This window comes from Arthrobacter sp. MDT2-16 (genome assembly GCF_054510925.1).
In genome coordinates this window covers 215,351-228,821 of record NZ_JBTNDP010000003.1, presented here as the reverse complement: position 1 = coordinate 228,821, position 13,471 = coordinate 215,351, and the positions used below count along the sequence as shown (strand labels likewise).

Below are 13,471 nucleotides of genomic sequence, written 5' to 3'. Positions count from 1 at the left end.
CTCCGAGGTTCCTCACGTATGGCTGAAGCCTACGTCAGGCACTCGACCTCGCGAGGCGCGCGGCGCCCGTGGCGGAGATGACGGCCTGGTAGGCCAGTGCGCTGTCCTTCACCGTCCGCTCGAACGAGGTGTAGTCCACCCTGACGATCCCGAACCGCTTCCCGTACCCCCAGGACCATTCGAAGTTGTCGAGCAGCGACCACACGAAGTACCCGCGCACATCGGCACCCTCGTCGATGGCGTCGCCGACCGCCGCGATGTGATCGAGGATGAACCGCGTGCGCTCCACGTCGTGCACCGCGCCGTCGTCGCTGACGACGTCGTCGTACGCCGCGCCGTTCTCGGTGACGTACAGCGGCGGCAGGCCGGGGTACTCCTGTCCGAGCCGCACGAGGAGCCTGCGCAGCCCGTCCGGGTTGACCTCCCAGCCCATCGCGGTGCGCGGCAGGCCGCGGCTCGGGAACGCGAGGTCCTCCGAGCCGATCCAGCACGAGGACGTCGGGCGGCTGGCGCCGCCGGAGTGGCCGTCGCCCCCGTCGGTGTCGGGGTGGCCGCTGATGAGGTCGTCGTGGTAGTGGTTCACGCCGAGGAAGTCGATCGGGGTCCCGATGACGTCGAGGTCGCCGGGGCGGATGACGTCCCGGATGCCGAACCGCTCCAGGTCCGCGAGGGTGTCCTCGGGGTACGCGCCCCGCAGGACGGGATCGAGGAAGATACGGTTCTGCAGCGAGTCGAACCGGCGCGCCGCGTCCAGATCCACCGGGTCGCTCGGATCCCGGGGGATGGAGTTGCTCAGGTTGAGCGTGATGCCGAGCTGCTGCGCGCCCCGGGCCCGCAGTTCGCGGACCGCCAGTCCGTGCGCGAGGTGCTGGTGATGGATCGCCGCGACGGCCGCCGTCGGATCCTGGCGGCCCGGGGCGTGCACCCCGGCGGCGTAGCCGAGGAGCGACGAGCAGAACGGTTCGTTGAACGTGGTCCAGTGCTCCACGCGGTCGCCGAGTGCGTCATGGACGTCGTTGGCGTAGTCCACGAAGCGATAGGCGGTGTCCCGGTTGGCCCAGCCGCCCTGCTCCTCGAGGGCCTGCGGCAGGTCCCAGTGGTACAGGGTGAGCCAGGGGAGGATGCCGGCTTCGAGGAGTTCGTCCACGAGGCGCGAGTAGAAGTCGAGGCCCTCCGCGTTGGGTCCGCGGTCCCCGGGCCGCACCCGTGCCCAGCTCGTCGAGAAACGGTAGGAGCCGAGGCCGAGCTCCTTCATGATCGCGACGTCCTCGGGCATGCGGCGGTAGTGCTGCACGGCGTCCTCGGGGGTGTCGCCCGCCGCGATGGCCCCGGGTACGCGGGCGAACGCGTCCCAGACCGAGTCCTCCTTGCCTCCCTCGTGGCCGGCTCCCTCGACCTGGGCGGCGGCCGTCGCGGAGCCCCAGAGGAAGCCGGCGGGCCAGGTCCTGGCGTTGGTGGTGTCGAGGTGGCGTGTCATGTCAGATGTCATCAGCCCTTCACTGCTCCTTGCATGATTCCGGAAATGAGTTGGCGTCCCGCGAGAACGAACAGCACCAGCAGCGGGAGGGTTGCCAGGACGGCGCCGGCGAGGACGATCGAGTAGTCCACGTACCGTGCCGACTGCAGTTGACTGAGCGCCGTCTGCAGGGTGGGGTTGCCGGGACCGAGCACCAGCAGGGGCCAGAGGAAGTCGGTCCACGCGGTCATGAACGTGAACAGGCCCAGGATCGCCATCGCCGGGCGGGCCGCCGGGAGGGCGACGTGCCAGAAGGTGGAGATCATGGAGGCGCCGTCCATACGGGCGGACTCGATGAGCTCGTCGGGGATCACGTCCACGAGGTACTGGCGCATGAAGAACACGCCGAACGCCGTGACGAGCGTGGGGATGATGACGGCACCGATCTCACCGGTCCAGCCCAGCGTGCGCATCATCATGAACAGAGGGATGATGCCGAGCTGCGTGGGGATCGCCATGGTCGCGATCACGGCGACCATGAGCCCGTTGCGGCCGCGGAAGCGGAGTTTCGCGAACGAGTATCCGGCGAGGGTCGAGAAGATGACGACCGACACCGTGATGATCCCCGAGATCAGCACACTGTTGCCGAGCGCGAGCCAGAACGGGATGGTGTCGAACACCTCGCCGACGTTCGCCCAGAAGTTGCCTCCGGGGAACAGGGGCGGCCAGGTCTGCCCGAGGGCCTCGTTGGACCGGCTGCCGATGATCACCGACCACCAGAGGGGATAGGCGGAGGCCAGGAAGAAGGCCATCAGCAGTCCGTAGGTCAGGAATCCCGGCCGTCGGCCGTTGCCGAGCAGGCTGCGCCGCAGGGCACGTCCCCGGGCGTCCCGGGTGGGGGTGGGCCGTGGCCGTGTCTCGATGGCGGTCATCGCGTGCTCCTCGGGGTGGTGCCTGCTGGGGTGGCTGCCGGTTCCGCAGACCCGGGGGCCGGCGGCTGGGGACCGGCGGCGGGGAGCACGACGGCGGGGGCGGTGGAGCGCTTCCGGCGACGACGGCCGGCTCCCCTGCCCGGGGCGCGGCCCTCGCCGGTCGTGGCGATCCGCTGTGAGATCAGGTAGTTCACGAGGCCGAACAGGACGATGATGAGGAACAGAAGCCATGCGATGGTGGCTGCCTTGCCGAAGTTCGACCGGTCGAAGGCCATCTCCCAGAGGTAGAGGACGGTCGTCTGGAACTGCGCCGCGGTTCCCCCGGACGTCCTCGGGTCGAAGAGGCGGGGCTCGGTGAAGATCTGCAGTCCGCCGATGGTGGCGGTGATCACCACGAAGATCATGGTGGGCCGGATGCTCGGCAGCGTGATGCTGAAGAAGCGGCGGAAGGTCCCGGCACCGTCGATCGCCGCGGATTCATAGATGTCGCGGGGCACCGACTGCATGGCCGCCAGCAGGATCAGGGCGTTGTATCCCGTCCAGCGCCAGTTCACCATGGTGGCGATCGCTATGTGGCTCGGCAGCGTCTCGTTCGTCCAGAGGATCCGGTCGATCCCGAAGCTCTCGAGGATGTTGTTGATCAGCCCGTACTGCTCGCCGAACAGGTTCGCGAAGATCAGGGCGACGGCGACCGGGGTCACGATGTAGGGGAGCAGGATGCTCATGCGCCAGAACGTCCTGGCGCGGAGGTTCTGGTCCAGCAGTGCCGCTATGGCGGTGGCGACGATCAGCTGCGGGATGGTCGAGAGCAGGAAGATACTCAGCGTGTTGAACAGCGAGTTCCAGAAGAAGCGGTCCTGGAGTACCTCCTGGAAATTCCGCAGGCCAACGAAGTCGCCCTGCCCCTTGAGCAGGTGCCAGTCGAAGAGCGAGACGAAGAAGGTGTAGCCGAGGGGGAACAGGCCCACCAGGGCGAAGAGGACGAAGAACGGGGCGATGTACAGGTACGGCGAGGCCTTCATGTCGAGGACGTTCAGTCGCTGACGGAAGGTGAGGGCGGGTTTCGTGGGGGCAGGACTACTGGCTGCCGGGCGGTTCAGTGTCGTGGTCATGTGGGTTCCAGACTCCATGGGGGCCTCCGGCGGTGCCGGAGGCCCCGTGGCCGGTGCTGCTAGTTGTTCACGACGCGGTCGTTGAGAAGCGAGATCGCTTCCTCCCAGGCCTCATCGGCCGTCCCTGTGCCGTTGTCCAGGATCTTCAGCGCGGGCGCGAAGACGTCCTCCTGGATCTCCGAGTCCTGCGGACCCTTGAACTGGGCCACGACACCCTCGGCGCGCGATGCGAAGATCTCGCCGTAGGGCGCGTCGTTGAAGAGTTTGTTGGGAACGGCGTCCTCGACGATCTTCTGCTGGGCCTCGAGCGTGCTCGGGAAGTTGTTGGCGGCAGCGGACTGCTTCACCTGCTGCTCGGGAGCCGTCAACCAGGTGGCCAGCTTCGCGGCTTCAGCGGGATGCTCGGAGCTCTCGGGGACGGAGAGGAAGGCGCCACCCCAGTTGGACGCACCGCCCGGGAAGACGTCCGCGACGTCCCAGCCCGTCTCCGTTCCGCCGCCTGCGGACTCGAGCTGCTCCTTGATGGTGCCGAGCATCCAGGCGGGGCATACGTGGACGGCGAAGGATCCGTCGACGAAGGCCTTGCCCTTGCCCCAGTCGAACTGCTTCTGGTTGGCGGACAGTCCGTCGGCGGTGCCGGCCGCGAGGAGGTCGAACTGGGCGCGCATCGCCTCGTTGCCTTCGACGTTCAGCTCGCCGTCAGCGGTGTAGTAGCCCTCGTCCATCTGGTTGACCATGGAGTTCCAGACGAACGCCGACTGGTCGTACCAGGCCTTGCCGGTTGCTTCCTTGTACTGGCGGCCGAGATCGAAATAGGTCTCCCACGTCGCGTCGTCGCCGCCGAAGAGCTCGGCGACCTCCTCGCGGTCCGTGGGGAGGCCTGCTGCCTCGAACAGCTCGCGGTTGAAGCACAGGGCCTGCGGGCCGATGTCCGTACCGAGGCCGATCACCCGGCCGTCCGGGTCGGTGCCCTGCTCGAACTTCCAGTCCACCCAGTTGTCCTTGACGTCCCCGGCACCGTACTCGTTGAGGTCCACGAACTGGTCGGACACCTCCATGATGGAGCCGAGCCAGCCCTCCTCGACCGCCACGACGTCGCTCAGGCCGGAACCGGCTGCGAGCTTCGTGAAGGCGTCAGTGCGGGCGTTCGCGCTGCCGTCGATGTTGTTGGCCTCGATGGTCACACCCGGGTTCTGCTGCTCGTACTCGGCGTACAGATCGTCGTAGCCGAACTGTCCGAAGGTGGTGACGGTCAGATTGACCGGATTGTCGGCGCTGGCCGGCTCGTCGTTCCCCCCTCCGCCGCTGCAGCCCGACGCCACGATGGCCAGGGATGCGACGCCGGCGAGGGCGGTGATTTTCCTGAGTCGCGAGAATTCCACGATCACTCCTTTGTGTCTGTGTGAGCGACGGACGCCGACGGCGAGAGAGCGCTCTCTGGGTTGTGGGAACACTGTATGTGTTGCACGTCACAGAGGTCAAGAGAGCGCTCTCTCAGATGCGAGAAAGGCTGGTGAAACGGCTCTGCCCACCCTGGAATGCTTCAGGGTGGGCAGAGCCGGGTCGGGGTGACGCGGGAGGCGCCTACTGGCTGAACGCGGCGTCGAACGAGGTCTCCGAGGGCGCGAAGTCGAAGCCCTTGAGGAAGGCGAGGGCCTCGGGCGCGCCCTGCAGGCGATCCATGCCGGCGTCCTCCCACTCCACCGAGATGGGCCCCGTGTAGCCGATGGCCGTCAGCGCCCGGAAGCTGTCCTCCCAGGGCACGTCCCCGCGGCCTGTGGAGACGAAGTCCCAGCCACGCCGGGGGTCGCCCCAGGGCAGGTGTGAGGAGAGGATGCCGTTGCGGCCTCCGCCCATGCGCATCTTCGTGTCCTTGCAGTCCACGTGGTAGATGCGGTCCTTGAAATCGGAGATGAACGCCACCGGATCGATCTGCTGCCACAGGAAGTGGCTCGGGTCCCAGTTGAGGCCGAAGGCGGGCCGGTGGCCGATCGCCTCGAGGGTGCGCTGCGTGGACCAGTAGTCGTAGGCGATCTCGGAAGGGTGGACCTCGTGGGCGAAGCGGACCCCGCACTCGTCGAAGACGTCGAGGATCGGGTTCCAGCGGTCCGCGAAGTCCTGGTAGCCGGCATCGATCATGCTCGCGGGCACGGGCGGGAACATCGCCACGTACTGCCAGATCGAGGACCCGGTGAAGCCGACGACGGTGTCCACGCCGAGCTTCTTCGCGAGCCGTGCAGTCAGCTTCATCTCCTCCGCGGCACGCCGGCGCACACCTTCCGGGTCGCCGTCGCCCCAGACCCTGGGCCCCACGATCGCCTGATGGCGGAAGTCGATCGGGTCGTCGCAGACGGCCTGGCCCTTCAGATGGTTCGAGATGGCCCAGACCTTCAGGCCGTTGCGCTCGAGGATGTCCAGCCGGTCCTGGATGTAGGCGTCGTCGTCCCAGCGCCAGGCGTCCAGGTGGTCGCCCGATACGGCGATCTCCAGTCCGTCGTAGCCCCACTGGCCGGCGAGCTCGGCGACCTTCTCGAAGGGGAGGTCGGCCCACTGGCCGGTGAACAGGGTGAAGTTGCGGGTCATGCAGTCTCCTCGGATCGGATGGGCTGATGCTGTGCGGCAGTGGCGGGAGCCACCTGGACGACGGCGCTCCTGGCCGCCGCGCTCTCCTCGACCGCGGCGAGGACGCGCTGGATCTGCAGGCCGGCCTCGAAGGAGGGCTGGGTGGGCCGGCCGTCCCGGATCGAGGTGAGGAAGTCGCGCACCTGGTGCGTGAACGTGTGCTCCCACCCGATGATGTGCCCCTGGGGCCACCAGGCATCGAGGTAGGGGTGTTCCGGCTCGGTCACGAGGATGCGGCGGAAGCCCTGCTCGGTCGCCGGACCGGTCGCCTCCATCAGCCACAGTTCGTTGAGGTTCTCGAGGTCGAAGCGGAGCGCCCCGCGCTCGCCGAACACCTCGATACGCAGTCCGTTCTTCACGCCGGTCGCCATGCGCGAGACCTCGACCGTGGCCACGGCCCCGCCGGTGAGCCCGGCGGTGATCCACGCCGCGTCGTCGACGGTGACGGGCTCCCGTCCCTCGGGGCCGGGACGCTCGTCGACGAAGGTGTGCAGGCGGCCCGAGACCTCGGTGACGGTCTGCCCGGTGAGGAACTGCACCTGGTCCAGGGCGTGCGAGGCGATGTCCCCGAGGGCTCCCGAGCCGGCGGTCTCCCGGCGCAGCCGCCAGGTCATGGGCGATTCGGCGTCGACCAGCCAGTCCTGCAGGTAGGCGACGCGCAGCTGGCGGATGGCGCCGAGCCGGCCGTCCGCGATGAGGTTCCGTGCGTGGGCGAGGGCGGGGACGCGCCGGTAGTTGAACCCCACCATCGACTGGACGCCGCGCTCCCGCGCCTCCACCGCCGCGGAGACCATCTCGGTGCTCTCGGCGATGCTGTTGGCGAGCGGTTTCTCCACGAGGACGTGCTTGCCCGCCTTCAGCGCCTCGATGGCGATCTCCGCATGCAGGTAGCCCGGCGTGCAGATGTCCACGATGTCGACGTCGTCGCGGTGGATCGCCTCGCGCCAGTCCGTGGAGGAATCCTCCCAGCCGTAGCGCGCTGCAGCCTCGGCGGTCCGCTCGGCGTTCCGCCCGACGACGACGCGCCTGGCGACCGCGGGGACGTCGAAGTGGCTGCCGACCGTGCGCCAGGCCGCCGAGTGCGCCTTGCCCATGAACGCGTAGCCGATCATGGCGACGCCGAGGGGCCCGGCGGCGGAATCGTCCGGTACCTGGCCGGAAAGAGGGGATGTCATGGGCTTCTCCAGGTGAATGGGAGGGAGGACTGCCACTGAGCGGCTGGTCGGTGTGCGCTGCTTCACATCAGTATCTCCGACTTTTGCCGATCATCAGTCAAAAGCAGGGAGACGATCTGTAGATTCCTTCCCGCCGGATGGCATAAGCAGCCATGGGCGGGCCCGTGCCGGGCCGGGAACGCTAGGGCGCCCGGACGACCGGGCCTCCGCCCCCGGAGGAGTCGACGGGGCCCGGATCGCTCCGGTTCGGGCCGGTCCGGCTCGGGTCCGTCTGGTTCGGGCCGGTCCGGCTCGGATCGGCCCGGGTGAGGAACGCCAGTCCGTCGCCGGCCAAGCGGTCCTGGCTCGTGGCTAGGGGGCGCCAGATCGACGCCGCGACGGCGATGCTGGCGTTGTGCGCCGTGAAGCTCTCGATGGTCAGCGGCCCGCGGTACTGCACGTCGTCGAGAGCCGCGAAGATCCCTGGCCAGTCCGTCTGGTCGCCGCCCGGCGCCCCGCGGTCGTTGCCACAGACCTGGAGGTGGACCAGATGGTCGCCGGCCGCCCTGATCGCCTCGGCGGACGAGCGTTCCTCGATGTTCAGGTGGTAGGTGTCCAACGCCAGACCCACGCCCCCGCCGAGCAGCGGCCCCAGCGCCTCGAGGGCCTGTCCGACGGTGTTGATGAGGGATGTCTCGTAGCGGTTCAGGGGCTCGATACCGAGGACCACGCCTGCCGCGAGCGCGTGCTCGGCGACGGGCGCGAGGTTCTCCCGCAGCTCCGCGTAGGCCGCGGTGCGCTCGTCGTCGTCCATCCTCCACACCCGCCCGGTGGCGGTGTAGAAGGGGCCGCACACGCTCGTGGCGCCGATCGCCGCCGCCAGGTCGATGCACGCGAGCAGGTAGCGCCGGGTCTCGCGGACCGCGCCGTCGGAGGCGCCCACCAGGTCCCTGCCCGGAGCCATCGCCCCGACGACGGTGGGTGCCAGCCCGGTCTCGGCGAGGGCGTCCCGCACGACGCTCGGCGTGAGGTCCCCTGCGTTCTCGAGGGGGAGTTCCACGCCGTCGAAGCCCAGCCCGGCGATCCTGCGGAGGAGGGGAGGCAGGTCCGCATCGGTCAGGGGTGATGTCCACACCCATGTGTTGATGCCGATCGGGCGGGCTGTGCCGTCGGTCATGGTCCTGCCTCCTTCCTCGTCCGTGCATCAGGACGACGCATCAGGACGACGCGTCAGGGGATCTGCCGCTCCTGCCACACCGTCGGGTACCCGGGCAGGTCCTCGCCACCGAACTTGGCGTAGTGCCCGTCCGGCATGCCCTCGTTCGCGGTCAGGAACTCGCCGCGCTCCTCCTCGGTGATCGGGGACTGGGGGAGGACCCACTCGGCCGGGACCTCCTCACCCGCGAAGATCTTCTGCAGCGCGAGCAGCGGGGTGCGCCACTGGAAGTTCGAGTACACCGGTGCCAGGCCGTCGATGCCCGTCTCCTCCCACTTGCGCAGGAAGCTCATCTCGTCCTCACCCGTCATGACGGGCAGGTCGGCTCCGGCGTCCTCGAACGCCTCGATGGCGGCGACGGCGCCGTCGCCCGCGTCCATCCACACGCCCTGCACGTCGCCGGTGGCGAGCTCGTCGGAGATGATGGACTTGATCTCCACGGGGTCGGCGCCGGTGAAGTAGTCCACGGCCTCGATGCCGTTCTCCTCGAAGATGCGCTCGGCCGCGGCCCAGCGCTGCTCCAGCACGTCGACGCCGGGGAGGATGCGCAGCGCCACCACCTTGTCGCCCTCGTTCAGCCGCTCGCTGAGGAACTCGGCGGTGTCGATGCCCCAGGCGAAGCCGCCGATCGGGTGGATGAACGTGACGGCGCAGTCGGTCTGGACGCCGCGGTCGAAGACGACCACGGGCTTGCCGGTCTCGCAGGCGCGTTCGACGGCAGGCGTCATGGCCGCCGTGGAGTTCGGGGAGATGATGAAGGCGTCGCAGTTGCCCTCGGCGATGAAGTAGTCGATGTCGGCGATCTGCGTGTTGTCGTCGTCCTGCGCGTCACGTGTCTCCATCTCGGAGATGACGCCGGCCTCCTGCAGCACCTGGAGCTGCTGGTTCATGGTGATCCAGCCCGTCTGGCGCCACGGGTTGGAGATCGAGGCGTTGGAGAAGCACGCCTTCTTCGGTCCCGTGGAGGCGAAGGCCGAGGTGTCCTTCATCTCGCCGTCGATGTACTGCAGGTACGGCTGCTCGGGGTCACCCTCGAAGGTGGCCGAACGCTGCGCGTCCTGCTCGTCGTAGACGGCCTGGTCGAACCACTCCGTGCTGTCCTCGCTGGGCTGCGCGGCCCCTGTGGTCTCGGTGGTCTCGGAACTCGCGGTGCCTTCGGCGGCAGGCGGGTCCTCGATGGACGAATCGGTGGTGCAGGCCGTCAGGGCGAGCAGCGACGTCGCTGCGATCACCGTGACCTTGCCCAGGATGCTTCCACGCATCATGTTCCTCCCTCATTGGTGCCCGGTGCGGGCGTGGGTGCTGCTATAGGACGGTGTTCGTCATGGGCCCGGGAGCTGGCGCCGCGCCGTTTGCGCTGCCAGTTCCGGGACGCTGCGGCCACGGCGACGATGATGATCGCGCCCTGGACGCTGTCACGCCAGGTGGATTCGACGCCGAGGAAATTGAGGAGGGTGAACAGCAGTTCGAGGGCGAAGGCGCCCGCCGCGGCGGAGAGGACCCAGCCACGTCCACCCCCGATCACCACACCGCCGAGGACGACGGCGGTGATCGCCGTGAACTCGTAGCCCTGGCCCACGGACGGGTGGACCCCGGCGTATCCCACGAGGATCACGCCGGCCGCGGTCGCTGCGAGGGAGGACAGCATGAACGCCCGCGTCCGCACCCACCAGACGGAGGCGCCGGTCAGGGCCGCGGCCCGGGAGTTGTCCCCCACGGCCACGAGCGTGCGGCCGTAGGGCCTGCGCATCAGCCAGAAGGCCGCGGCCGCGGTGGCGACGAGGATGATCACGGGGTAGGGCAGCACCTCGAGGACGGGGACGTCCTGGATGCCGCCGCGGCCGATCTGCCGGAAGCTGTCCGCCGGGTTGCCGGTGGCCGCGCCGCCCGTCCAGAACAGCACGAGGCCGAGCAGCGCCAGCATGGTCCCGAGGGTCACGATGAAGCTCGGCACCTTCAGGAGTGTCGTCACGAGGCCGTTCACGAGGCCCACGAAGGCGCCGAACACGATCATCAGGGCCAGGACCGGGATGGTCCGGGACTCGTCCTGGCCGATCAGGTTCCCGGCGATGATGACCTGCGCGGTCACCACCGATCCCATCGAGAGGTCGAACTCGCCCGAGACGATGACGAAGTACTGCCCGATCGCGGCGATCGCGATCGGCGCCGTGCGCCCGATGAAGCGGATCAGGGAGCCGGGCTCCCCGAAGGAGGGGTTCGCGGCGAGGACGGCGAGGAAGAGGAGGGCGACGAGGACGAAGATCGCACCGCTCGGGGTGCGCAGTGCACGGAGGACGCGTTCGCCGCGGGGAGAGCGGTTCTGCTGCAGGACCGCTCGGTCGGTGGCCACGCTCATGCCGACACCTCGTCCCGTGCGCCGGTGCCGTCGCCGCGCGACGGTCCCCCTTGCCGGGAGGTGCCGGGTGCCGGCGGTGGGGCGTCGTCGCCATCATGGGCCGGCCCCCGGCCGAAGCGTGCGGGCCTGTGCACCACCTTGCGCCGTGCGTACACGGCCACGGCGACCACGATCACGATGCCCCGGACGACGTCCTTGAGGAAGGGGTTGACCTGCAGGACGCTCATGATGTTGTCCAGCATCGCGAAGATGAGGACGCCGCCGAGCGTGCCGATGAGCGAGCCCTTGCCACCCGCGAGGAGCGTCCCGCCGAGGACGACGGCGGCGATCGACAGGAGGTCGTACCCGCCCTGGGAACCGATGGTCGGGCTGCCGACGCCCAGGCGGGCCGCCAGCAGCAGGCCGGCGAGCCCCGCCATGGTGGAGCAGATCACGTGCGCCGCGATGACCGGGGCCCGCGTCCGGACGCCGGACATCCTCGCCACCGAGGCGTCGCCCCCCACGGCGTACATCGCGTGACCCAGACGTGTGGTGTTCAGCATGAGGAGCACGACGGCGGCGCACGCGAGCATGATCAGGGTCGAGACGGGGACGGGTCCGATCCCCGTGGCCCCGATGAGGCGGAACGCGAGCGGCGCCTGCCCCGCGCTGCCCTGGTAGTTGGATCCGAGGTAGCCGCTCACGATCAGCCCCATGCCGAGGGTCGCGATGAAGCCGTGCACCTGCAGTCCCGCCACGACGGCGCCGTTGGCCAGGCCGATCAGGGCGGAGACGAGGAGTGCCGCGAGCACGGCCGGCAGGATGTTCCCGGGCTGGTTCGCCATGATCCCGGCGCCGATGAGGCTCGAGAGGCTGATCACGTAGGGGACGGAGAGATCGAGGCTCCCGACGAGGATCACGAGTGTCTGGCCGATGGCGATGAACCCGAGGATGCTCGTGCCGGTCAGGATGTCGGAGACGTTGCCGGGGCTGAAGAAGTTGCGGCCCGCGGAGCCCACGAGGACCGTGCCCGCGATGATGGTCGCGAGGGCCACGAGGTAGACGATGTGCGTCGAGCTCAGGCGGTTCACGGCAGCACCCCCCGGGCGCCCGTGGCCAGCTGCAGCACCTGCTCCTCCGATGCCGACGGCGGCATCTCCCCGGCGATCCGCCCGTCCCGCATCACGATCACGCGGTCGGACATCCCGAGGACCTCGGGCAATTCACTCGAGACCATGAGGATGGCCTTGCCTTCCTGCGCCAGCTGGCGCATCAGCGAGTAGACGGCGACCTTCGCGCCGACGTCGATGCCACGGGTGGGCTCGTCGAGCAGGACCACCTGCGGGTCGATCGCCAGCCATTTCGCGAGGACCACCTTCTGCTGGTTCCCGCCCGAGAGGAACTGCACCTCCTGGTCGAGGTCGCGTGCCACGACCTCCAGGGACGAGAAGACGCCCGGTGCCTGACGGCGGGCGACGGCGGTGCGCCGGGGGGTCACCGAGCGCACCACGGCCAGTGCGTTGTCGAGGATGGACTGGTTCAGGCTGAGGCCCTGCGCCTTGCGGTCCTCGGTGATGAGCGCGATCCGGTGCCGGATGGCGTCGCGGGGGGAGTGCGGCCGGTACGGCCGGCCCTCGAGCGTCATGGTGCCGCGCGTGAAGCCGGCCGCTCCGAAGATCGCCTCGACCAGCTCCGTCCGCCCCGAGCCCTGGAGTCCGGCGACCCCGACGATCTCGCCGGCGTGGAGGGTCAGGTCGACGTCGTCGAGCTGGCTATTGCCGCCGCCGCTGATCTGCAGCAGGGGCCCCCCGGTGGCTGTGCCGGGGAGGGCGTCCGGGAAGTAGGCCGAGATGGGCCGCCCCACCATGGCGCGGACCAGCGAGGCGTCGTCGAGCCCGGCCGCGGGGGACGAGGTGACGATCCGCCCGTCCTTGAGCACCGTGATGGTGTCGCACAGGTCGAAGATCTCCTTCAGCCGGTGGGACACGTAGAGGATGGCGGTCCCGCGCCTCCTGAGGCGGTCGATGATGCCGTAGAGCAGCTCGACCTCCGGTCCCGCCAGCGCCGCGGTGGGCTCGTCCATGGAGATGATCCTGGCGTCGTAGCTCACGGCCTTGGCGATCTCGACGATCTGCTGCTGGGCCACCGAGAGGGAGCTGACCGACGCCGTGGGCCGGATGCTCGTGATGCCGAGCTCCTCCAGCAGGTCCGCGGTGGCCTGGTTCATGGCCCTGCGGTCGACGAGCAGGCCCTTCCGGGGTTCCCGGCCGAGATAGATGTTCTGGGCGACCGTGCGCTCGGGCAGCAGGTTGAACTCCTGGAAGACCGTGGACAGGCCGGCCTGGTGCGCCTGCACGGGGTGCGTGAAATCCACCGGTTCGCCGTCGAGCTCGATGCGCCCCGCGTCGCGCACGTAGACGCCGGCGAGAAGCTTCATCAGCGTCGACTTGCCGGCGCCGTTCTCGCCCACGAGGCCGTGGACCTCGCCCGGGAACAGCTCCAGGGCGGCGTCCTGGAGGACGGGCACTCCGAAGAAGCTCTTCGAGAGCCCGGTGACGCGCAGGATGGGGGCTACGGCCCCGCTGGTGTTGACTTCATCGTCCACGCGGCCACTGTGACACGACCTCCCACTTTTGTCGAGGGA

Annotated in this window: 11 protein-coding genes; all 11 read right to left on the bottom strand. The window is 69.1% G+C overall.

All coding sequences use genetic code 11. The features are described from left to right. Positions 1–34: 34 nt before the first annotated feature. Positions 35–1,489, bottom strand: a complete 1,455-nt coding sequence (locus tag ACX80N_RS07650) for a GH1 family beta-glucosidase (protein ID WP_459338906.1) — start codon at positions 1,487–1,489, stop codon at positions 35–37. Beyond that, positions 1,489–2,388 (bottom strand): carbohydrate ABC transporter permease, encoded by a 900-nt coding sequence (locus ACX80N_RS07645; protein WP_459338905.1) that lies wholly within the window; start codon positions 2,386–2,388, stop codon positions 1,489–1,491. The genes ACX80N_RS07650 and ACX80N_RS07645 overlap by 1 nt, the downstream gene beginning before the upstream one ends. After that, positions 2,385–3,500, bottom strand: a complete 1,116-nt coding sequence (locus ACX80N_RS07640) for a carbohydrate ABC transporter permease (RefSeq protein WP_459338904.1) — start codon at positions 3,498–3,500, stop codon at positions 2,385–2,387. Before ACX80N_RS07640 ends, ACX80N_RS07645 begins: the two co-directional genes overlap by 4 nt. Before the next feature lie 59 nt (positions 3,501–3,559). Beyond that, positions 3,560–4,882 (bottom strand): ABC transporter substrate-binding protein, encoded by a 1,323-nt coding sequence (locus ACX80N_RS07635; protein ID WP_459338903.1) that lies wholly within the window; start codon positions 4,880–4,882, stop codon positions 3,560–3,562. 202 nt (positions 4,883–5,084) lie between these two features. Continuing rightward, entirely contained in the window at positions 5,085–6,083 is a 999-nt protein-coding gene (locus ACX80N_RS07630; RefSeq protein ID WP_459338902.1) for a sugar phosphate isomerase/epimerase family protein, read from the bottom strand. Then, positions 6,080–7,297: a Gfo/Idh/MocA family protein gene (locus ACX80N_RS07625; RefSeq protein ID WP_105032477.1), complete on the bottom strand. Its 1,218-nt coding sequence runs from the start codon at positions 7,295–7,297 to the stop codon at positions 6,080–6,082. Before ACX80N_RS07625 ends, ACX80N_RS07630 begins: the two co-directional genes overlap by 4 nt. Positions 7,298–7,478: 181 nt before the next feature. Then, a complete protein-coding gene (locus ACX80N_RS07620; RefSeq protein WP_459338901.1) occupies positions 7,479–8,453 on the bottom strand; it encodes a sugar phosphate isomerase/epimerase family protein in 975 nt (324 codons plus the stop codon). 53 nt (positions 8,454–8,506) lie between these two features. Next, on the bottom strand, positions 8,507–9,757 hold the full coding sequence (locus ACX80N_RS07615) for a substrate-binding domain-containing protein (protein ID WP_459338900.1): 1,251 nt from the start codon (positions 9,755–9,757) through the stop codon (positions 8,507–8,509). Further along, positions 9,754–10,848 (bottom strand): ABC transporter permease, encoded by a 1,095-nt coding sequence (locus ACX80N_RS07610; protein ID WP_459338899.1) that lies wholly within the window; start codon positions 10,846–10,848, stop codon positions 9,754–9,756. Before ACX80N_RS07610 ends, ACX80N_RS07615 begins: the two co-directional genes overlap by 4 nt. Then, complete coding sequence (locus ACX80N_RS07605) at positions 10,845–11,918, bottom strand: ABC transporter permease (protein WP_459338898.1); 1,074 nt, start codon at positions 11,916–11,918, stop codon at positions 10,845–10,847. The genes ACX80N_RS07610 and ACX80N_RS07605 overlap by 4 nt, the downstream gene beginning before the upstream one ends. Next, positions 11,915–13,432, bottom strand: a complete 1,518-nt coding sequence (locus ACX80N_RS07600; protein ID WP_459338897.1) for a sugar ABC transporter ATP-binding protein — start codon at positions 13,430–13,432, stop codon at positions 11,915–11,917. The genes ACX80N_RS07605 and ACX80N_RS07600 overlap by 4 nt, the downstream gene beginning before the upstream one ends. Positions 13,433–13,471: the final 39 nt, after the last annotated feature.